This window comes from Ancylobacter sonchi, assembly GCF_018390695.1.
GTDB classification, from domain to species: domain Bacteria; phylum Pseudomonadota; class Alphaproteobacteria; order Rhizobiales; family Xanthobacteraceae; genus Ancylobacter; species Ancylobacter sonchi.
The window spans coordinates 235,029-254,145 of the sequence record NZ_JAHBGF010000020.1; the positions used below are offsets into that span (position 1 = coordinate 235,029).

The window sequence follows — 19,117 nt, forward strand, 5'->3', positions numbered from 1 at the left end:
ACCACCGGCGATTCCGCTTGACGCCGGCGGCGCCGGGGGCGAAGCGGGCGCGTGCAGGATGGCCCGCCCCGATGATGCATCGGGTGCGCGGCGGGCGCGCGAGGGTACTCTTCGGGAGGCAGGCGTGATCATTTCCTTCGGCTCGCTCAACACCGATCTCATTTTCGACCTGCCGCGGGCCCCCGGACCGGGCGAGACCCTGCTGGCGCGCGACTTCATCCTGCAGCCCGGTGGCAAGGGCGCCAACCAGGCGGTGGCGGCCGGGCGCGCCGGTGGCCGGGTCGCCATGATCGGCGCGGTCGGGCAGGACGGGCTCGCCGATCTCGCGCTGTCCGGCATGGCCGGGGCCAAGGTGGACATTGTCGGCGTCGCCCGCGTGCCGGCGCCGACCGGCTGCGCCTCGATCGTCGTCGACGATGAGGGCGGCAACCGCATCGTCGTCGCCTCCGGCGCCAATATGCAGGCACGCGCGACGCAGATCGACGCGGCACTCTTGCGCCCCGGCACGCTTCTGCTGCTGCAGATGGAGATCCCGCCGCGCGAGGTGGCGATTGCCGTCGCGCAGGCGCGGGCGGGCGGCGCCGTGCCGATCCTCAACCTCGCGCCCGCCGATCCCGCCACGCTCGATATCGAGGTGCTGCGGGCCTGCGGCCTGCTGGTGGTGAACGAACACGAGGCCGAGGTCGCCGCCGCCCGGCTCGGCTGCGGCACGGACGCCCGCTCGCTCGCCGCCGCGCTCGGCACCGGCGTGCTGCGTTCGCTCGGCGGCGAAGGCTCGGAGGCGATGACGGCGGATGGCTATTGCCGGGTGCCGGCGCTTCCCATCACCCCGGTCGACACCACTGCCGCCGGCGACTGCCTGATCGGCGTGCTGGCGGTGGGTCTCGACGAGGGCCTGCCCTTCGAGGCGGCGCTGCGCCGCGCCACCATCGCCGCCGCCTTGTGCTGCCAGCGGCATGGCAGCCAGTCCAGCCTGCCCTGGCGCGCGGAGATCGATGCCGCAGGATAGCTGGGCAGAGGGATGGTTCCGGCGAAGGCTTGCTCGCCGGTCGCGCCTCGTGGCCGCCTCGCCGTGCCGGTCGTTCGCGACGGCCACCGGGCGTCGACGGGAGCTCCCATGTAAAGCTGAGGTCGTGCCGCGCGGTGGGTCGATCACGTCAGGACGACGCCGGCTTCGAACGGCTGCGGCTGGTGTATCGCGTAGCGGATGAGCGGATCGGGGGGGCGTCGTCGAGGGAGCGAGCGGACGCGGCCGACGCGCGCAACGTGGTGAGAGGCAGGCCGCTTGTCGCTGAGCCTGTTCGCCGTTCGCCGATGAACGGCGACATCCGGGGCGTCTAGCGGGTCTTCGGTCCGGGGAGCTTCGCTCCGGCCGTCGCGGGTGGGGCGGCGGCTTCCTGCGCCAGGCGGGCTTCTCGCAGTCGCGCCGTCTTGGCGTCCCGCTTCGCGGTCTCCTGCTCGATCATCGACATCGCGACGCGCGAGACCGATTCCGCCTTGCTCTCGGTCCTGGTGAGATTCGGCTTGAAGAGGCTGCCCTTGGTCGGTTTGGCCATCGCGGCTCATCCCTGAAATGAAAAAGGCCGGGTTTCCCCGGCCCTCCCATCGTGCCTTACGGCACTCGGCTCAATGGCGCTCGCCAGTACATCCGTGGTCGCGCGCCATCGGCACGATCACGCCGCCTGCAGGTTGCCGGCGCTCTGCTTGCCGGAGCGGCGGTCGGTCTCGATCTCATAGGAGACCTTCTGACCATCGCGCAGCTCGGTCATGCCGGCGCGCTGCACGGCAGAGATGTGCACGAACACGTCCGAGCCGCCGTTGTCCGGCTGAATGAAACCATAGCCCTTCTGGCCGTTGAACCACTTCACAGTACCCGTCGCCATGACGAGAATCCTTTCATTCGATTAGAAGAATGCCAACTCACCCAGCGATGAGCTCGCGAGCATCGATTTGAGAGGAAATTCGCCACAACGCCGAAGCGCAAACAAAGTTCAACGTACAAGATCGACGTAGAGATTTTATATGCAGGTGGGAAATCCCGCAAGGGTGCCCGATTAGATCTGGATTCAGGATTCTGCGGGCTGGGCGGCCGCGGGACGCCCGCGCGGCGGTAGCGGCTTCTTCTTGGGGGCGGCGATCAGCCCTTCGCGAATCGCCTGCTTGCGGGCCGCCTTGCGGGCGCGCCGCACAGCCTCGGCCTCTTCGCGGTTGCGCCGCTCGGACGGCTTCTCATAAGCCTTGCGGGCCTTCATCTCGCGGAAGATACCTTCGCGCTGCATCTTCTTCTTGAGGACCCTCAGGGCCTGGTCGACATTGTTGTCGCGAACGAGAACTTGCAATTCCTATCCAATCTGAGCAGCCGGTCGCGGCCGCGGTTCTGGCACTCCGAATTGAGCGATGCCGGGAATATGGGGTTTTCCGCGAAAAAGGAAACCCTTTCATGCGCAGCCGCCCCATGCGCGGGGATGGCGGGTGCGCCGGAATCGCCCATGCAGGCCCGAATGACGGGGCCTGCAAAGCAGTTGGCCGGGCTGCTCGCCCGGCCAATGCCTGTCTCATCATGTCGTTCCGGCGGGTGCCGGACGCTTTGATGCCTGGCAAACCTAAGCTTGACTTGCGGCCTGCGTCTTCAGCGACGCCTGCGCCGCCGCGAGGCGGGCGATCGGCACGCGGAAGGGCGAGCAGGATACATAGTCGAGCCCGACCTCCTCGCAGAACGCCACCGAGGCCGGATCGCCGCCATGCTCGCCGCAAATGCCGAGCTTGAGCTTCGGGCGTACCGCCCGGCCGCGCTCGGTGGCGATCTTCACGAGTTCGCCGACGCCTTCGGTGTCGATCGACACGAAGGGATCGACCTCGAAGATGCCCTTTGCGAGGTAGGTGCCGAGGAAGGTGCCGGCGTCGTCGCGCGAGATGCCGTAGGTGGTCTGGGTGAGGTCGTTGGTGCCGTAGGAGAAGAACTCCGCCGTCTCGGCGATCTCACCCGCCTTCAGCGCCGCGCGCGGCAGCTCGATCATGGTGCCGACCTGGTAGTCCAGCTTGGCGCCGGTCTCTTCCTCGACCTTCTTCGCCACCGAATCGATGTCGTTCTTCACGAGGTCGAATTCGCGCTTGCCGGTGATCAGCGGCACCATGATCTCCGGCACCACCGGCTTGCCGGTGGACTTCTCGGCCGCCACGGCGGCTTCGAAGATGGCGCGGGCCTGCATCTCGGCGATCTCCGGGAAGGCGATGGCGAGACGGCAGCCGCGGAAGCCGAGCATCGGGTTGAACTCGTCGAACTCCTTCTTGCGCGCGGCGAGCTTGGCGGCGGAGACGCCCAGCGCTTCCGCCACCTCGGCGATCTCGGCGTCGGTGTGCGGCAGGAACTCGTGCAGCGGCGGGTCGAGCAGACGGATGGTGACCGGCAGCCCGTCCATGATCTCGAACAGCTCCTGGAAGTCCGCCCGCTGGGCGGCCAGCAGCGTGGCGAGCGCGGCGCGGCGGCCCTTCTCGTCATCGGCGAGGATCATCTCGCGCACGGCGCGGATGCGGCCGGCCTCGAAAAACATGTGCTCGGTGCGCGACAGGCCGATGCCCTCGGCGCCGAAGTTCTTCGCGGTGCGGGCATCGAGCGGGGTTTCCGCGTTCGCGCGCACCTTGAGGCGGCGCACGCCGTCGGCCCAGCCCATCAGCGTGCCGAACTCGCCGGACATTTCCGGCTGCAGCATCGGCACCGCGCCGGCGATCACCTGGCCGGTGCCGCCGTCGATGGTGAGGATGTCGCCCTTCTTCAGCGTCACGCCGCCCGAGGTGATGGTGCCGGCGGCATAGTCGACACGGATGGTGCCGGCGCCGCAGACGCAGGGCTTGCCCATGCCGCGCGCCACCACGGCGGCGTGCGAGGTCATGCCGCCGCGCGTGGTCAGGATGCCTTCCGAGGCGTGCATGCCGTGAATGTCTTCCGGCGAGGTCTCGATGCGCACCAGGATGACCTTGCGGCCCTGGCTCTTCAGCAGCTCGGCATCGTCGGCGGAGAACACGATCTCGCCGGAGGCGGCGCCGGGCGAGGCCGGCAGGCCGGAGCCGATGACGGTCTTGTCCGCCTTGGGATCGAGCATCGGATGCAGCAGCTGGTCGAGCGCGGCGGGGTCGACGCGACTGATGGCTTCCTCGCGGGTGATGACGCCGTCATTGGCCATCTCCACCGCGATGCGCAGCGCGGCCTTGGCGGTGCGCTTGCCCGAGCGGGTCTGCAGCATCCACAGCTTGCTGTTCTCGACGGTGAATTCGAGATCCTGCATGTCGCGGTAGTGCCCCTCGAGCACGCCGGCGATGCGGTTGAACTCGGTGAACACCTCCGGCAGCGCCTTTTCCATCGACGGCTTGTTCGAGCCGGCCTCGATGCGGGCGGTCTCCGTGATGTTCTGCGGGGTGCGGATGCCCGCCACCACGTCCTCGCCCTGGGCGTTGATCAGGAACTCGCCATAGAGCGCGTTCTCGCCGGTGGACGGGTTGCGGGTGAAGGCGACGCCGGTGGCCGAGCTGTCGCCCATATTGCCGAACACCATCGCCTGCACGTTGACCGCCGTGCCCCAGCTCTCGGGAATCGAGTGCAGGCGGCGATAGACGATGGCGCGCTGGTTCATCCAGGAGCCGAACACCGCGCCGATGGCGCCCCACAGCTGGTCCTGCGGATCCTGCGGGAAGGGCTTGCCGAACTCGTGCTCGACCAGCGCCTTGTAGCGCTTGACGATTTCCTTCCAGTCGTCGGCACCGAGATCAGTGTCGAGATTGTAGCCGTTATCGGCCTTGAAGCCGTCCAGCACTTCCTCGAAATGGTGATGCGGGAAATCGAGCACCACGTTCGAGTACATCTGGATGAAGCGGCGGTAGCTGTCATAGGCGAAACGGGGATTGCCCGACGCCTGCGCCACCGCCTCGACCGTCACATCGTTGAGGCCGAGATTGAGTACCGTGTCCATCATGCCCGGCATGGACGCGCGCGCGCCCGAACGGACCGAGACGAGAAGCGGATTGGCGGGATCGCCGAAGGTCTTGCCGACCAGCTTGCCGACATAGGCGAGCGCACTCTCGACATCGCCCGTCAGCTCGGCCGGATAGGCGTTGCCGTGGGCATAGTACCAGGTGCAGACCTCGGTGGAGATCGTGAAGCCGGGAGGAACCGGCAACCCCAGATTGGACATCTCGGCAAGGTTCGCGCCTTTGCCGCCCAGGAGGTTGCGCATGTCCGCCGCACCTTCTGCCGCGCCGTCGCCGAAGGTGTAGACCCATTTCGTCATTTCGGTAGTCCCGCTGGTTGAACGTGCCTGGACCGCACGATCATAGCCTCTATGGAAATGCTGGCGAGTTCGAAAAGGGAGCTCCATCAAGGAGTTCATCTTGTTGGGAAGGCCATCCCGGATGGCTTTTCCATCCCTTGGTCTAGCCTTTTGAGGTGTTTGGTTCAATCCATCATTCGCAATGCGGCGAATTATATCGCACTGCAACGTGATGCCTAGAGCGATTGCGTCCTGCACGCCGTTGCGGCAGCTTCGCCCCGCCGGGGAAAAAACCGAGCGTATTCAGGGATACTGGGGAAATGACAAAAATCGTCGACACGCTCACGCCGCATGTGCTGAGCCTTCTGCGGATCATGACCGCCCTGCTGTTGATGCAGCACGGGACGACCAAAATACTGGGGTTTCCCGTGACCCAGATGACCGGGGTCAGCCTGGCGACCATGCCGGGTCTCGCCGGCCTGTTCGAACTGATCGGCGGCGCGCTGCTGCTGATCGGGCTATTCTCGCGGCCGGTCGCCTTCGTGCTCTCCGGCATGACGGCGGTGGCCTATTTCCTCGTGCACGCGCCGAAGGACTTCTACCCGATCATCAATGGCGGTGAACTGGCGGTGCTGTACTGCTTCACGCTGCTCTACCTTGCCTTCGCCGGCCCCGGCCCCTGGAGCGTCGACCGGCTGATCCGCAAGACGATCTGAGCTGAGCGGCCAGAATCGGAGCGGTGAGGATCCGAGCTTGCCGGCGCGGAGCGTCGGGGCGAGCAGGCTCTCCGCGACCACCTTCTCCAAGGCCATCTTCTGCACATCATCACGGCCGGGCATCGCCCGGCCTTTTTTGCCGGCGGCCGTGCCTGTCGTCTCACAGATTGATGGTGCCGTTGCCGATCAGGCCCATGACGCCGATGAAGATCAGGTACACGGCCACGATGTAGTTGAGCAGGCGCGGCATCACCAGGATGAGGATGCCGGCGACCAGCGCCACGATGGGCTGCACGGCGACGATGCTGACGGACATGAAGGGATCTCCGGTGGGGTCCCTCATGAACGGCCGGAGGTAGGGGAAGGTTCCCGATGCGCCGGGACGTGGCGTGGGGAGCCGCGCGTGAGACGCTACGCGCCGCGCGCGAGGCGTCTATTCCGCCGGGCCGGCGTGGTGCGTGTGCGTGCGGGTCGCGAGGAAGAGGCCGTAGCACGCCGCCAGCAGAAGAAGCGGAGCGACGTACCACGCGAGCGTTGCGGCAGTCATGGCTTCAATTCCTTCAGTAGCAGCCTTGCCATGTAATGTATGGCCGAACCGCTGAAAATCCAAATGGCGGTGATGCCGAGGGCCGACCATCCACCCGTCGGGCCGGGCAAGCCGTAGGAGAGCGCCACGATCGGTCCGACGCCGCCGGTGATGAACATGGCAGCGGCCACGTTGTTGAGCAACGTGGCCGTCAGCTTGGTACGCTCGTTGTGGACGAGGCTCATCGTGCGATCCCCGTCCCCGATCCGTGTCGTCCTCAGCCCTCGATGCGCTCGAAATCGGCGACCTGGCGGGTGATGGCGCGGATGTCGGCGAGCAAGGCGAGGCGGTTGGCCCGCAGCGCCTTGTCCTCGGCATTCACCGTCACCTTCTCGAAGAAGGCGTCGACCGGGGCGCGCAGCGAGGCCATCACGCCCATGGCGCCCTCGAAATCCTCGGCGCTGAGCGCGGTGGCGATCAGCGGCCCGGCCTTGGCGATGGCATCGGCGAGCGCGCGCTCCTCCGGCTCACGCAGCAGCGTGATGTCGACGCCGCCGCCATAGGAGACGCCGTCCTTCTTCTCTTCGATGCGCAGGATGTTGGCGGCGCGCTTGGTGCCGGCCAGGAGGTTCTTGCCGTCTTCGGTGCGCAGGAAGCGGCCGAGCGCCTCGACGCGCTTCACCACCAGCAGGAGGTCGTCCTGGCCTTCGAGCGCGAACACCGCGTCGACGAGGTCGTGGCGGGCGCCCTGCTCGCGCAGATGGACCTTCAGCCGGTCGGCGAAGAAGGCGAGGAGGTCGGGCTCGACGAACTCCGACAGCTTCAGTCGCAGCCCGTTGTCGAGCACGATGCGCACCACGCCGAGCGCGGCGCGGCGCAGCGCGTAGGGGTCCTTCGAGCCGGTCGGCTTCTCGTCGATGGCCCAGAAACCGGTGAGCGTGTCGAGCTTGTCGGCGAGCGCCACCGCCACCGAGACCGGGGCGACCGGCACGCGGTCGGTCGGGCCCTGCGGCTTGTAGTGCTCCTCCGCCGCCAGCGCGATTTCCTCCGGCAGGCCCTCGAGGCGGGCATAATACTTGCCCATCAGGCCCTGAACTTCGGGGAACTCGCCGACCACCTCGGTGCGCAGGTCGGCCTTGGCATAGAGCGCGGCCTGTTCGGCGAGCGCGGGATCGGCGCCGACCCGCGGGGCCAGCGTCTTCGCCAGCGCGGCGATGCGCTCGATGCGCGTGAACTGCGAGCCGAGCTTCTCGTGGAAGGTGACGTTCTGGAACTTGGCCAGCCGGTCTGCCAGCGGCACCGTCGCATTGGTCTTCTTGTCGGTGTCCCAGAAGAACTTGGCGTCCGACAGCCGGGCGCGGATGACGCGGCCATTGCCGGCGACGATGGCATCGCCGCCATCCTTCGCCGCGAGGTTCGACACCAGGATGAAGCGGTTGGCGAGGCGCCCGGTCTTCGGGTCGTTCAGCACGAAGCACTTCTGGTTGGCGCGGATGGTGGCGCGGATCACCTCGTCGGGCACGTCGAGGAAGCCCTCATCGAAGGCGCCGATCAGCACTACCGGCCATTCGACCAGGCCGGAAATCTCGTCGAGCAGGCCGGCGTCCTCCACCAGCTCCAGCCCGTGGGCGAGGGCGAGGTCGCGGGCGTCGGCGAGGATGATGTCCTTGCGGCGCTCGCGGTCGACGACGACGAAGGCGGCTTCCAGCTTGGTCATCCAGTCGTCGAGCCGGCGCACGCGGATGGCGCCGGAGGACAGGAAGCGGTGGCCGCGCGTGACGTCGCCCGAGCGCAGGCCGTCGATCTCGAAAGGCACCACCTCCGGCTCCTCGGTCTCCGGACCGAAGGTGCAGACGATGGATTGCAGCGGCCGCACCCAGCGCAGGGAACCTGAACCCCAGCGCATCGACTTCGGCCAGGGGAAGGCACGGATGATGGCGGGCACGATCTCGGCGATCACCTCCGGCGTCGGCCGGCCGTGGCGGTGGAGATGCGCGACGTAGAACTCGCCCTTCTTCGGGTCGCTCTCGACCTTCGCCTGATCGATCGAGGCGAGGCCGGAAGCCTTGAGGAAGCCGTCGATGGCCGCCTGCGGCGCGCCGACGCGCGGGCCCTTGCGCTCCTCATGGGTGTCCGGCTGGCTGGCCGGCAGGCCGTGCACCGCGAGCGCGAGGCGGCGCGGGGTGACGAAGGCCTTGGCGCCCTCATAGAGCAGGCCGCGCTCGACCAGTGCGTCGGTGACGAGCTTCTTCAGGCTGTCGGCGGCGCCGGCCTGCATGCGGGCGGGGATTTCCTCGCAGAAGAGTTCGAGCAGGAGATCGGGCATAGCGGCCGCCAGTCAGGTTGGCTCCTCCGGAACCGGCTGCCCGGAAGGTGCGGCGGAAATCGCCCAGCTTGGCAGCCGCGTCAAGGCCGGCCGGCAAGCGGGGGGCGGATTCCTTCCGGTTTGAGTGGACTGCGGGCCGGGATCGGCGCGATAGTTTGTCGTTCGCAACCTGGGGGGGTGGAAATGGGCGGTGCGGGGGACAACAACATTGCGCGCGTGAAGCAAGCCTACAAGGCCTGGGACGCCTGCAAAGGCGGCGATTGCAGCATGTGGCACGCGCTGGCGGACGACAATATCCGCCTCAACCCGATCGGCGCCGAGGCGGCCGGCCTGGAATTCACCCGCCCGGGCGCGGGGCGCGAGCAACTTGCCGCCTATCTCGATAGCCTGCGCAGCAGCTGGACGATGCGCTATTTCGAGCCCGAAATATTCGTCGCCGACGGCGACACGGTGGCGATGTTCGGCCGCACCAGCTGGACCTACAACGCCACCGGCAAGACCGCGACCACCGCCATCGCACATCTCTGGCGCTTCGAGAACGGCGTGGCGGTGGAGTTCACCGAGGTCTTCGACGGCTCGACGGCAGCCGCGGCGGCGCAATCCTGACCGGACCGCGCTGCCGGGCCACGACGGACGCTAGGCGGGGGTGCCGCCGGCTTCCGTCGCCAGCCAGGCTGCGCCGCAGGCCTTCGCCAGCTCGCGCACGCGCAGGATGTAGCTCTGCCGCTCGGTGACGGAGATCACGCCGCGCGCGTCGAGCAGGTTGAACACGTGGCTCGCCTTGATGCACTGGTCATAGGCGGGCTGCGCCATCAGGTGGCGGGTGCGGTCGTCGCTCCAGCCGGCCTCGAGATATTTTGCCGCCGCGCTCTCGGCCATGCGGAACTGCTCCAGCAGCATGGCGGTGTCGGCGTGTTCGAAATTGTGCCGGGAATATTCCTTCTCGGCCTGCAGGAACACGTCGCCATAGGTGACCTTCTCGTTCCCCTCGCGGCCGTTGAAGTTGAGGTCGTAGACGTTCTCGACCCCCTGGACGTACATGGCGAGGCGCTCGAGCCCATAGGTGAGCTCGCCGGAGACCGGGGCGCATTCGATGCCGGCCACCTGCTGGAAATAGGTGAACTGCGACACTTCCATGCCGTCGCACCAGCACTCCCAGCCGAGGCCCCAGGCGCCGAGCGTCGGGCTTTCCCAGTCGTCCTCGACGAAACGCACGTCGTGCAGCCGGAGGTCGATGCCGATGGCCTCCAGCGAGGCGAGGTAAAGCTCCTGAAGATTGGCCGGCGAGGGCTTCAGGATCACCTGGTACTGGTAATAGTGCTGCAGCCGGTTGGGGTTCTCGCCATAGCGCCCGTCCTTGGGGCGGCGGGAGGGCTGCACATAGGCGGCCTTCCACGGCTTCGGCCCCAGCGCCCGCAAGGTGGTGGCGGGGTGGAAGGTGCCGGCGCCGACCTCCATGTCGTAGGGCTGCAGCACCACGCAGCCCTTGTCCGCCCAGAAGGCGTGCAAAGCGAGAATGAGCCCCTGGAACGACTTGTCGGGTCGCATGTGAGGCGGCAGGGCGGGATCGATCATGACGGGTGCCGGCGGTTGGCGGAAATTCGCGCGCAACCTAGTGGGTGAGGGGGCGGCGATCAAGGCAGGGATGCACGGTGCGGCACATGAGAGCACGCACGGGGACATCTGCGGGCGAAGGCCCCGCCGATTGGCGAAAGTCGATGCTCACCGTTGCGGGAGGGCGGGGATGGCCGAACCAGGCCCCGTCATGACGGGGCCTGGTTCGGCAAGGCGCGCTTTAAGGCAGAGGTTAAAGATCGTCATGCCCCTCCAGGCCCTGGCCACGCGTGCATTGGGAAATGTGTCTCGTCATCTGCGCCGTCACAACAGCCGGGCGGGGCGTCGGCTTGCCGGTTTCCGCCCGCCTTCGAAACCGGCTATGACAGGCCCATGTCCGACCCCCTCACCGAATCGCCCGTCGGCAACGCGCCGGACTGGACGGTCTCCGAGCTCTCCGGCGCGCTGAAGCGCACGGTGGAGGACGCCTTCGGCCATGTCCGGGTGCGCGGCGAGATCTCCGGCTATCGCGGCCAGCATTCCTCCGGCCATGCCTATTTCAGCCTGAAGGACGCCAGTGCCCGCATCGACGCCGTGGTGTGGAAGGGCAGCTTCTCGCGGCTGCGCCTCAAGCCGGAGGAGGGGCTGGAGGTGGTCGCCATCGGCCGCATCACCACCTTTCCCGGCAAGTCGGCTTACCAGATCATCATCGAGCAGATGGAATATGCCGGTGCCGGCGCCATCATGGCGATGCTCGACGAGCGCCGGCGCCGCCTCGCCGCCGAAGGGCTGTTCGCGCCCGAGCGCAAGCGCCGCCCGCCCTTCCTGCCGCGCGTCATCGGCGTCGTCACCTCGCCCACCGGGGCGGTGATCCGCGACATCCTGCACCGGCTGTCGGACCGTTTCCCGCGCCGGGTGATCGTCTGGCCGGTGCGCGTGCAGGGCGACACCTGCGGGCCGGAAGTGGCCGCCGCCATTCGCGGCTTCAACGCATTGGAGCCCGGCGGGCTGATACCGCGCCCGGACGTGCTGATCGTGGCGCGCGGCGGCGGCTCGCTGGAGGATTTGCTCGGCTTCTCCGACGAGGCGGTGGTGCGGGCGGCGGCGGAAAGCGCCATCCCGCTGATTTCCGCCGTCGGCCACGAGACCGACGTCACGCTGATCGACTTCGCCGCCGATGTGCGCGCGCCGACCCCGACCGCCGCCGCCGAGATGGCGGTGCCGGTGCGCGGCGAGCTGGTCGCGGCGATCCAGGCCGGCGGCGCCCGGCTGGTCGGGGCGATGGCGCGGGCCGCCGAGCGGCGACGGGCCGATCTGCGCGGCCTCGCCCGGCTGCTGCCCGGCGCCGAGACGCTGCTCGCGGTGCCGCGCCAGCGGTTCGACCTCGCCTCGGGGCGGCTGCCGCGGGCGCTGAAGGCCAATGCGGCGGCGCACCGGCTGCAGCTCACCCGCGCCGAGGGCCGGCTGTCGCCGCACCGGCTGGTGCAACTGGTGGCGGGCCGGCGCGAGCGCTTCACTTTGGTGGCCGGCCGGCTCGACGCCGCGCTGCGCGCTAATGCCAATGCGCATCGCGAGCGCATCCACCGCGCCCGCGAGCGCTTCGAGGGCCAGCATGCCCGGCTCGGCCCGGCATGGCGGCGCGCGCTCGCCGAGCGGGGGCGCCGGCTCGACGCCATCGGTAAGCTGATGGGCGCGCTGTCCTATCGCGGCGTGCTCGCGCGGGGATTCGCGCTGGTGCGCGACGCCGACGGCCAGCCGCTGCGCAGCGCGGCGGCGATCGCCAGCGGGCAAAGGCTCGACATCGAGTTCGCCGACGGCCATGTCGGCGCGGTGGCCGGAGAGGCGGGGCCGGGGACGGTGCCTCCCGTCGCGGCGCCGCTCGCCGATCCGCCACCGAAGCGCGCACGCGGACCGAGGGCCAGGGCGGAGCCGAAGGACAAAACCAAGGGTAAGGCGAAGGACTTGCCGGCCGCGCGGGCGCAACCCACCTTGTTCGACGATTAGCGTCGTCGCCGGCGGGTGGACGCGCGGGCCAACATGCGCCACTAAGCGGGAAACTCGCCGTCCCGACAGACCGCTTGTCGGCGCGGGGCGGTGTTGGCTATTGTCGCCTGGAAGGGCGGCCAGACAGGATCGATGACGACGATGAACCGCTTCGAACGGTTTTCCGCCTCCGGCGAGGCCGAGCTGCGCTATCTCGACGGCGATTTCCGCGTGGTGCGCCCGGGCACCTTCGTGCGCTGCGCCGTGACCGGCGAACCCATACCGCTCGACGAGCTGCGCTACTGGAGCGTCGACCTCCAGGAGGCCTATTCCAGCCCGCAGGCGGTGCTGACGCGGCTGCATCCCGGCCGCATGCGCACCCCGACCGAGGGCTGATCGCCGCTTCGCCGGGCCGGGTGGCCCGGCCCGGTGCCAGCGGCCCCGCGCGGGGCTAGCCGTGGGCGAACAGCCCGGCCACCAGCCGGTCGAGCGCGACGACGCTCGCTTCCTCCAGCACCAGTTGCACCGGCAGCACGACGCTGGCGCGGAGCAATTCGCGGCCTTCCGGCGTGGCGGTGAGGCGCACCGCGTCCTTCTCCGTCGTCACCGGCACCAGATCGTCCGCCGCCGCCCGCTCGCCGAGCGTGGCGATCTCGCGGGCGTTGAAGGGGTGGTGGTCGGGGAAGGCCAGGGTGGCCACCGAATTGGCGCCGAGGCCGCGCAGCGTGGCGAAGAACTTCTCCGGCCGGCCGATGCCGGCGAAGGCGAGCACCCGCCGGCCGATCAGCCGCGACATCACCGCCGCATTGGGCGCCAGCCGCCCGGTGAGCACGGCGAGGCCGGCCTCCTGCGCCATGCGCGCCACCCCGGCGCCGGCCTCGCCCTCGCCGATGATCAGCACCGCCTGCGCGCGGGCGAGCTGCGGGGCGAGCGGGGCGCGTAGCGGCCCGGCCGGCACGCACAGATTATTGCCGATGCCGACCCCGGCATCGATGACCAGGATGGAGAGCGTCTTCGCCACCGAGGGGTTCTGGAAGCCGTCATCCATCAGCACCACGTCGGCGCCGTCGGCGACCGCAAGGGCGAGCCCGCGCGGCCGTTCGCGGGCGACATAGGTCGGCGCCACGTTGGCGAGCAGCAGCGGTTCGTCGCCGATGTCGAGCGCGCGGTGCCGCACCGGATCGACCTGGATCGGCCCCTCGACCCGCCCGCCATAGCCACGTGTGAGGATCGACGGCCGGTGCCCGGCGCGGGCGAGCCGGCGGGCGAGATAGAGCGCGGTCGGGGTCTTGCCGGCGCCGCCGACAGTGGGGTTGCCGATGCAGATCACCGGCACGCCGAGATCGACCCCCGGCTCGCGCATGCGGCGGGCGGCGACCCGGCCGACCACGGCGCCGAAGGGCGAGAGGAGATGCGCCGCCAGGCTCCGTTCGGGTCGCCACCAGAAGGAGGGTGCGCGCATCGCCTCAGCTCTCGCGTCGCGCGGTGAGGGAGAGGCGAGGGATCATGACGGATGCCGCTCCAGCCGGATCTGCACCAGATAGGGGTCGATGGCGGCCAGCGTGCGCTCCAGCGCCCCGCCCAGCGTGGCGATGGTGGCCTGCGCCGCCGCCGACATCCGCCGGCGCACCTCGCCGTCGGCGAGCAGCGCGGCGGCGCCCGCCGCCAGCGACCGGGCGTCGCCGACCACCGTGCCGCCGCCCGCCGCGTCGAGCTTCTCATAGAGCGCGGCGAAATTGGCGACATGCGGGCCGTGCAGGATCGTCGCGCCAAGCTTGATCGGCTCGATCGGGTTCTGCCCGCCATGGCGGACCAGCGAGCCGCCGAGCAGGGCGACCGGCGCCAGCCGGTAGAACAGGCCGAGCTCGCCGATGGTGTCGGCGACATAGATCTGCGTGCCGCGGTCCGGCAGATAGCCGTCCGAGCGCAGCACCGCCGGGCAGCCGGCCTCGGTGGCGACGGCGATCACCTCGCGGCCGCGCTCGGGATGGCGCGGGGCGATGATGGTGAGCAACTCCGGCAGCTGGCGCACCAGCGCGCCATGCGCCTCCACCACCATCGCCTCTTCGCCCGGATGGGTGGAGGCGGCGACCAGGAGGGTGCGGCCGACCGTGGCAGCGCGCAGGGCGTCGAAGGCGGCGAGGTCGACCGGCGGCGGCGGCGCGTCGAACTTCAGGTTGCCGATGGCGCTGACCTGGGCGGCGCCGAGCGCGGTCAGCCGCTCGGCGTCCTGCGGGCCCTGCGGCAGGCACAGGGCGACGCGCGCCAGCAGGGCGGCGGCGCTTTTCGGCAGCCGGCTCCACTGCGCGAAGGAGCGCTCGGACATGCGGGCATTGACCAGCACCAGCGGCACCCGCCGCCGTCCGACCTCGATCAGCAGGTTCGGCCACAATTCGGATTCGACCAGCAGCACCAGGTCCGGTCGCCAGTGCTTGAGAAAGCGGCGCATGAACAGTGGCGAATCGAGCGGCAGGAACTGGTGCACGATGTCCGGCGGCAGCCGCGAGGCGGCCAGCTTCGCCGAGGTGACGGTGCCGGAGGTGAGCAGCACCTTGAAGCCGAGGGCGCGCAGCCGGTCCATCAGCGGCATGATGGCGATGATCTCGCCGACGCTGGCGCCGTGCAGCCAGACCAGCGGCCCTCGGGGGCGCGGGCGCGAGGCGCGGCCGAAGCGCTCGCCGAGGCGGGCGCGGTCTTCCTTGCCGCGCCGGATCCGCCCGGCGAGCAAAAGCCGCGCGAAGGGCGAGGCCAGCCAGGTGAGGAGGCGGTAGAGATGGATGAGCAGCGTCGCCCGGTGCCTAGGCATTGAGCTTGCCGGTATGGGCGCCCCCGGCCGCGCGCTCCGCGCCATTGGCCTTGCCGGCTCCGGCGGTCGCGCCGGCGGGAGGGCGGCCGACCAGCGTCTCGGCCCGGGCGGTGATCTCCTCCAGCTGACGCTGCAATTCGCGGCGGGCGGCTTCCAGCGTCTCGGCATCGGCATCGGCCGGCACCCACACGCCGTCGCCGGCGACCACGGCGGCGCGGCCGAAGGGCAGATGGATGGCGGCCTTGTCCCAGCTCTTCGCCAGGATGCGGCGCGAGGTGGCGATCGCCACCGGAAAGATCGGCCGGCCGGCATGCTTGGCGATGGTGACGACGCCGAGGCCGGCGACGCGAGAGATCTTCGGCACGTCGGCGGTCATTGCGACGTTGCAGCCTTCCTGGAGGTTGCGGATCATCTCCATGGTGGCGTTGAGGCCGCCCTTTTCGTGGAAGTTGCGGCCCTGCGCGCCGGAGCCGCGTACCGTACCGATGCCCAGCGCCTCGGCGGCTATGGCGTTGACGTCGGCATCGCGCGAGCGCGAGATCATCACCTTGGCGCGGTGGTGCGGCTTCACCAGGAACGGGGTCAGGAAGTGCTGCCCATGCCAGAAGGTGAGGATCATCGGCAGCTGCTCATCGGCGAGCTCGTGCAGGTTCGCCGGCTCCATCACCACCCGGGAGGAGCGCCAGACAAAGCGCAGATAAGAGGCCATTCCGCGCCCGAGCAGGGTGCGGATTGCCTGCGAGCGTCGCAGCTTACGCCACATGGACCGAGGCTGTCCGTCAGTTCTTCGCGCCGCCGCCGACCGGATCGAGCAGGCGGTGCAGGTGGACGATGAAATAGCGCATCTGGGCGTTGTCGACGGTCTGCTGCGCCTTGGACTTCCACGCCACATGGGCGGAAGCATAGTTCGGGTAGATGCCGACGATGTCGAGGCTGTCGAGATCCTTGAAGGTCACGCCCTCGATGCTGTCGAGCTCGCCGCCGAAGACGAGGTGGAGAAGCTGGGGACTCGTCGCACTGTCGGCCATTGCCATCGAATTCCTATTGTCAGTCCTCGTCCCGGCGCGCCGCATCCGTCACTGACGGGTGCAGTCCGGTGCCCGTGGACACCAGGGCGCCGTGCCGGGGCACGGGGGCGTTGTAGATCAGCTGGAGGCCGTCGAGATCGGTCAGCCGGCCTCCTGCTTCGTGCACCAAAAGGTCGGCGGCGGCAAGGTCCCAGTCGTTGCCGTTCGGCCCGGCGATGGCGATGTCGAGTTCGCCGGTCGCCACCCGGGCGATGCGCAGCGCGAGCGAGCGGATGCGCGGCACCCGGGCGAGCGTGCCGAGCCGGTCGACCCGCGACAGCCACTGCGCCGGCCCGTCGGCCCGGGCGCCGGCGACGGCGCGCGCATTGGAGGCGCGGATCGGCGCGCCGTTGCGGGTGGCGCCGCGTCCCACCGCCGCCAGGAACAGCTCCTGCGTCACCGGGGCGAACAGCGCGCCGGCGATCGGCCGGCCGTCCTCCACCAGCGCCGCCACCACCGCCCAGTCCGGGCCGCCGGCCATGAAGGCGCGGGTGCCGTCGATCGGGTCGACGATCCACACCCGCCGGCGCTCCAGCCGCTCCGGGACGTCCGCCGTCTCCTCCGACAGCCAGCCATAGTCCGGGGCGAGGGCGCCGAGCTTCTCCTTGAGCAGCGTGTCGACGGCGATGTCGGCGTCGGTGACCGGGGAATCGTTGTGCTTCGACCAGGAGGTGATGCCGCGGGCGAACATGGCGCGCGCCACCCCGCCCGCTTCCACCACCACGGCGGCGAGCTGTTCGGCGACCGCGCCGGCGTCGGCGGGCGGCACGGCGGCGTTCGGGGAGCGGGGCGGGGACAGGTCCATCAGAGCGAATTAGGCGCAGCCCGCTTCCGACGCAAGCGCGACGATGCATGGCAGGCGCGCAGGTCCTGCGGATAGACAGGCAAAAGGCCGGGATTGCGGGCTTTCCGGCAAGATTTCGTCAAGCATGCAACGCGAAGCCGGCGGCAAAGAAACGGTCAACCATGTCCCTTAAGCCGGATGCGACCGGGGCGCCGCTAAGGTTCAGCCCACGACCGGGACAGCAAAGTCGAAAAACCGGCGGGGAGAACCATGAGGCGTCAAAGCGCAACGGAGGTCCAGCCTCCGGTTTCATCTTACGACTATGTGTCGCTGGTGCGGCCGATCGGCGATGCCGGCTGGCCGGTGGCCTTCGACACGCCGGATGCGGGCGCCGAGGGCGGCCGCCGGCAGGTCGAATTGCATCCGGGCCATGTGCTGCTGCGCCGCTGGCTCGGCGGCCTGCCGTTCCGGGCGAGCGTCGACTATGTCCGCTATCGCGGGCTCGCCATCGCGCTGCTCGATCCCGAGGGCGAGGATGAGGGCGTCGCCGTGGTGCTGGTGCATGACGAGGTCGAGCTGTCTGTGACGCTCTACAGCGCGCCGCATGCCGACGACGTGGTGGCCGAATGGCGGTTCTGGAGCGCGCTGCTCGGCCTGCCCATGCTGATCACCGACGCCGCCGGCACGCTTTCCGCCGCCTATCCGACCCTCGGGCGGCTGGTGGTCGGCGAGGTGCAGCTGCGGCGGCGCCGGCGCAGCGTGCTGCGGCACCGCCGGCCGGCCATGTTCAAGCGCCGCGCCGCCGGCCGTCCCGCCGCGCCGCTGCCGGTGCATCGCGGCGAGCGGGAGCTGATCGCCCGCGACTGAGCGCGTGGGGAAGCTGCGGGTCGCGCATCCCGGCACCTCGCCTCTCGAAACCCTACCGGGGACTTTGCTAGAATGGCGGCTGCGGTGGGCCGATTCTGTTCGCGGCCGTGCCGAGGGAAATCTGTCATGCGCCTTAAAGCCGTCGCCCCGTTCGCCGTCGCCCTGCTGCTGGTATCGGCCCCGGCCGCATGGGCCGGCCCCTGCACCCAGGACATCGTCGCGGCGCAGGAGGCGCTCGACCGGATGATCGCCGACCTCGCCGCTTCCGGCCCGACCGCGCCGGAGAGCGAGGACGCCACGTTGAGCCACGATCCCTCGCCCGGCGGCATGGCCCAGGCGGAAGCCGAGCTCGGCGACGGCATCGCCCCCGAAGTGGCGCAGACCGAGCTCGACAAGGCCCGCAAGGCCGACGAGCGCGAGGATTCCGATGCCTGCCATCAGGCGCTGGCCAAGGCTCGCGACGCGCTCGGGCTGGAATAGCGCGACCTGCTAGTCGCCGCCAAATTCCGCCACCGCCGGCCCCAGATGCCGGTTGAAGGCGAAGGCGAGAGCCGCCAGGCCCGCCAGCAGCAGCCCGGCGGTCGCCAGCGCCGCCGTCATCCCGGTACCGACCAGCATCAGCGTGCCGACCAGCGCGCCGACCACGAAGGCCGCCCAGGACAGGCCGTAGCTCGCCGCCTCGGTGAGCGCGCCGCGTCCGTTGAGCCGCCGCGCCAGCGCCTGGCCGACGCCGAACAGCGCGCCGGTGACGAAGCTCTTGCCGACATCGGCGCCAGCGATGATCTGATGCACCGCGTTCTGCAGGCCCATGGCGACGGCGACCGGCAGCAGCGCGACGAAACCGGCGTCGCGCTCCGCCAGCACGGCGGCGAGCGCGAACAGCAGCACCTCGACGGCGAGGATCCGCACCAGCTTCCAGCGGGCACTGGCATCGGCGATCAGCGTGCCGACCAGCGCGCCGACGACGAAGCAGCCGATGACGATGGCGGCGTGCAGCGCCGCGGTCAGCTGGCCGGAGGCGAGGCTGATGCCGAGCCGCGTCGAGTTTCCACTCATGAAGGAGAGGAACAGCCCGCCGAGATAGGCATAGCCGACCGCGTCGACGAAGCCGGCGATGAGCGTGGCGAGGGTGGCGAAGATCAGCGGGCGCAGCGGGGTGACGGTCGGCGGGGCAGGGGGCATGAGGTCCGGTGGTCGGAAGGACGGGGAAGGCGGGAGAGGAGCGGC

At 69.6% G+C, this 19,117-nt stretch carries 21 protein-coding genes; 7 read left to right on the forward strand and 14 right to left on the reverse strand.

The genetic code is table 11. From position 1 onward, the window contains the following. Positions 1–124 precede the first annotated feature (124 nt). On the forward strand, positions 125–1,009 hold the full coding sequence (locus KHC28_RS11795) for a ribokinase (protein ID WP_214008549.1): 885 nt from the start codon (positions 125–127) through the stop codon (positions 1,007–1,009). A 328-nt stretch (positions 1,010–1,337) separates the two neighbouring features. On the opposite strand, the gene KHC28_RS11800 is transcribed toward KHC28_RS11795, so the two are convergent. From KHC28_RS11800 to ppdK, 4 genes are all read right to left on the reverse strand, one after another. After that, positions 1,338–1,556: a hypothetical protein gene (locus KHC28_RS11800; RefSeq protein ID WP_214008550.1), complete on the reverse strand. Its 219-nt coding sequence runs from the start codon at positions 1,554–1,556 to the stop codon at positions 1,338–1,340. A gap of 117 nt (positions 1,557–1,673) precedes the next feature. Further along, positions 1,674–1,883: a cold-shock protein gene (locus KHC28_RS11805; RefSeq protein ID WP_214008551.1), complete on the reverse strand. Its 210-nt coding sequence runs from the start codon at positions 1,881–1,883 to the stop codon at positions 1,674–1,676. 183 nt (positions 1,884–2,066) lie between these two features. Continuing rightward, positions 2,067–2,339: a 30S ribosomal protein S21 gene (rpsU, locus tag KHC28_RS11810; RefSeq protein WP_214008552.1), complete on the reverse strand. Its 273-nt coding sequence runs from the start codon at positions 2,337–2,339 to the stop codon at positions 2,067–2,069. 264 nt (positions 2,340–2,603) lie between these two features. Next, positions 2,604–5,282, reverse strand: a complete 2,679-nt coding sequence (ppdK, locus tag KHC28_RS11815; protein ID WP_214008553.1) for a pyruvate, phosphate dikinase — start codon at positions 5,280–5,282, stop codon at positions 2,604–2,606. 299 nt (positions 5,283–5,581) lie between these two features. On the opposite strand from ppdK, the gene KHC28_RS11820 reads away from it, so the two are divergent. Then, positions 5,582–5,977, forward strand: coding sequence for a DoxX family protein (locus KHC28_RS11820; protein WP_214008554.1), 396 nt, complete (start codon positions 5,582–5,584; stop codon positions 5,975–5,977). A gap of 160 nt (positions 5,978–6,137) precedes the next feature. Here KHC28_RS11820 and KHC28_RS11825 read toward each other — a convergent pair whose 3' ends face one another. The 3 genes from KHC28_RS11825 to glyS all read right to left on the reverse strand — a co-directional run bounded on the left by KHC28_RS11825 (position 6,138) and on the right by glyS (position 8,829). Beyond that, positions 6,138–6,293 (reverse strand): DUF3096 domain-containing protein, encoded by a 156-nt coding sequence (locus tag KHC28_RS11825; RefSeq protein WP_214008555.1) that lies wholly within the window; start codon positions 6,291–6,293, stop codon positions 6,138–6,140. Between the two features lie 227 nt (positions 6,294–6,520). Further along, complete coding sequence (locus KHC28_RS11830; protein ID WP_214008556.1) at positions 6,521–6,748, reverse strand: hypothetical protein; 228 nt, start codon at positions 6,746–6,748, stop codon at positions 6,521–6,523. A 32-nt stretch (positions 6,749–6,780) separates the two neighbouring features. After that, entirely contained in the window at positions 6,781–8,829 is a 2,049-nt protein-coding gene (gene glyS / locus KHC28_RS11835) for a glycine--tRNA ligase subunit beta (protein ID WP_214008557.1), read from the reverse strand. Between the two features lie 216 nt (positions 8,830–9,045). Between glyS and KHC28_RS11840 the strand changes: the two genes are divergently transcribed. After that, positions 9,046–9,435, forward strand: coding sequence for a nuclear transport factor 2 family protein (locus KHC28_RS11840; RefSeq protein WP_214008558.1), 390 nt, complete (start codon positions 9,046–9,048; stop codon positions 9,433–9,435). Between the two features lie 30 nt (positions 9,436–9,465). Here KHC28_RS11840 and KHC28_RS11845 read toward each other — a convergent pair whose 3' ends face one another. Beyond that, positions 9,466–10,404, reverse strand: coding sequence for a glycine--tRNA ligase subunit alpha (locus KHC28_RS11845; RefSeq protein WP_214008559.1), 939 nt, complete (start codon positions 10,402–10,404; stop codon positions 9,466–9,468). Positions 10,405–10,776: 372 nt separating this feature from the next. Here KHC28_RS11845 and xseA point away from each other — a divergent pair, with 372 nt between their 5' ends. Both xseA and KHC28_RS11855 read left to right on the forward strand, forming a co-directional pair. Continuing rightward, complete coding sequence (gene xseA, locus KHC28_RS11850; RefSeq protein WP_214008560.1) at positions 10,777–12,387, forward strand: exodeoxyribonuclease VII large subunit; 1,611 nt, start codon at positions 10,777–10,779, stop codon at positions 12,385–12,387. A gap of 141 nt (positions 12,388–12,528) precedes the next feature. Further along, positions 12,529–12,762, forward strand: a complete 234-nt coding sequence (locus KHC28_RS11855; protein WP_214008561.1) for a DUF2093 domain-containing protein — start codon at positions 12,529–12,531, stop codon at positions 12,760–12,762. A gap of 55 nt (positions 12,763–12,817) precedes the next feature. On the opposite strand, the gene lpxK is transcribed toward KHC28_RS11855, so the two are convergent. From lpxK to KHC28_RS11880, 5 genes are read right to left on the reverse strand one after another with little or no spacing between them, the layout of a single operon-like run. Then, the gene (gene lpxK / locus KHC28_RS11860; protein WP_214008562.1) at positions 12,818–13,828 is read right to left on the reverse strand and encodes a tetraacyldisaccharide 4'-kinase; all 1,011 of its coding nucleotides are present in this window, start codon (positions 13,826–13,828) and stop codon (positions 12,818–12,820) included. Positions 13,829–13,870: 42 nt separating this feature from the next. Continuing rightward, positions 13,871–15,172: a 3-deoxy-D-manno-octulosonic acid transferase gene (locus KHC28_RS11865; protein ID WP_214008563.1), complete on the reverse strand. Its 1,302-nt coding sequence runs from the start codon at positions 15,170–15,172 to the stop codon at positions 13,871–13,873. Next, the gene (locus tag KHC28_RS11870) at positions 15,165–15,935 is read right to left on the reverse strand and encodes a lysophospholipid acyltransferase family protein (RefSeq protein ID WP_214008564.1); all 771 of its coding nucleotides are present in this window, start codon (positions 15,933–15,935) and stop codon (positions 15,165–15,167) included. The genes KHC28_RS11865 and KHC28_RS11870 overlap by 8 nt, the downstream gene beginning before the upstream one ends. A 16-nt stretch (positions 15,936–15,951) precedes the next feature. Continuing rightward, positions 15,952–16,200 carry a DUF4170 domain-containing protein gene (locus tag KHC28_RS11875; RefSeq protein ID WP_214008565.1) on the reverse strand — a complete coding sequence of 83 codons (249 nt, stop codon included), beginning with the start codon at positions 16,198–16,200 and terminating at the stop codon, positions 15,952–15,954. Between the two features lie 19 nt (positions 16,201–16,219). After that, entirely contained in the window at positions 16,220–17,008 is a 789-nt protein-coding gene (locus KHC28_RS11880) for a 3'(2'),5'-bisphosphate nucleotidase CysQ (RefSeq protein ID WP_312893171.1), read from the reverse strand. Positions 17,009–17,293: 285 nt separating this feature from the next. Here KHC28_RS11880 and KHC28_RS11885 point away from each other — a divergent pair, with 285 nt between their 5' ends. Beyond that, positions 17,294–17,890, forward strand: a complete 597-nt coding sequence (locus KHC28_RS11885) for a DUF6101 family protein (protein ID WP_214008567.1) — start codon at positions 17,294–17,296, stop codon at positions 17,888–17,890. 126 nt (positions 17,891–18,016) lie between these two features. Further along, positions 18,017–18,370 (forward strand): hypothetical protein, encoded by a 354-nt coding sequence (locus tag KHC28_RS11890; RefSeq protein WP_214008568.1) that lies wholly within the window; start codon positions 18,017–18,019, stop codon positions 18,368–18,370. Between the two features lie 9 nt (positions 18,371–18,379). Here the strand turns inward: KHC28_RS11890 and KHC28_RS11895 are convergent, their stop codons facing one another. Next, entirely contained in the window at positions 18,380–19,072 is a 693-nt protein-coding gene (locus tag KHC28_RS11895) for a YoaK family protein (protein WP_214008569.1), read from the reverse strand. Between the last annotated feature and the right edge of the window lie 45 nt (positions 19,073–19,117).

What these genes read in the sequence shown, in the direction of transcription:
- KHC28_RS11820 (WP_214008554.1), top strand. Translation starts at nt 5,582, where the DNA reads ATGACAAAAATCGTCGACACGCTCACGCCGCATGTGCTGAGCCTTCTG.
- KHC28_RS11855 (WP_214008561.1), top strand. Translation starts at nt 12,529, where the DNA reads ATGAACCGCTTCGAACGGTTTTCCGCCTCCGGCGAGGCCGAGCTGCGC.
- KHC28_RS11890 (WP_214008568.1), top strand. Translation starts at nt 18,017, where the DNA reads ATGCGCCTTAAAGCCGTCGCCCCGTTCGCCGTCGCCCTGCTGCTGGTA.
- KHC28_RS11895 (WP_214008569.1), bottom strand. Translation starts at nt 19,072, where the DNA reads ATGCCCCCTGCCCCGCCGACCGTCACCCCGCTGCGCCCGCTGATCTTC.
- ppdK (WP_214008553.1), bottom strand. Translation starts at nt 5,282, where the DNA reads ATGACGAAATGGGTCTACACCTTCGGCGACGGCGCGGCAGAAGGTGCG.
- KHC28_RS11865 (WP_214008563.1), bottom strand. Translation starts at nt 15,172, where the DNA reads ATGCCTAGGCACCGGGCGACGCTGCTCATCCATCTCTACCGCCTCCTC.
- KHC28_RS11845 (WP_214008559.1), bottom strand. Translation starts at nt 10,404, where the DNA reads ATGATCGATCCCGCCCTGCCGCCTCACATGCGACCCGACAAGTCGTTC.
- lpxK (WP_214008562.1), bottom strand. Translation starts at nt 13,828, where the DNA reads ATGCGCGCACCCTCCTTCTGGTGGCGACCCGAACGGAGCCTGGCGGCG.
- KHC28_RS11805 (WP_214008551.1), bottom strand. Translation starts at nt 1,883, where the DNA reads ATGGCGACGGGTACTGTGAAGTGGTTCAACGGCCAGAAGGGCTATGGT.
- KHC28_RS11830 (WP_214008556.1), bottom strand. Translation starts at nt 6,748, where the DNA reads ATGAGCCTCGTCCACAACGAGCGTACCAAGCTGACGGCCACGTTGCTC.
- KHC28_RS11870 (WP_214008564.1), bottom strand. Translation starts at nt 15,935, where the DNA reads ATGTGGCGTAAGCTGCGACGCTCGCAGGCAATCCGCACCCTGCTCGGG.
- KHC28_RS11800 (WP_214008550.1), bottom strand. Translation starts at nt 1,556, where the DNA reads ATGGCCAAACCGACCAAGGGCAGCCTCTTCAAGCCGAATCTCACCAGG.
- KHC28_RS11885 (WP_214008567.1), top strand. Translation starts at nt 17,294, where the DNA reads ATGAGGCGTCAAAGCGCAACGGAGGTCCAGCCTCCGGTTTCATCTTAC.
- KHC28_RS11825 (WP_214008555.1), bottom strand. Translation starts at nt 6,293, where the DNA reads ATGTCCGTCAGCATCGTCGCCGTGCAGCCCATCGTGGCGCTGGTCGCC.
- glyS (WP_214008557.1), bottom strand. Translation starts at nt 8,829, where the DNA reads ATGCCCGATCTCCTGCTCGAACTCTTCTGCGAGGAAATCCCCGCCCGC.
- KHC28_RS11875 (WP_214008565.1), bottom strand. Translation starts at nt 16,200, where the DNA reads ATGGCCGACAGTGCGACGAGTCCCCAGCTTCTCCACCTCGTCTTCGGC.
- xseA (WP_214008560.1), top strand. Translation starts at nt 10,777, where the DNA reads ATGTCCGACCCCCTCACCGAATCGCCCGTCGGCAACGCGCCGGACTGG.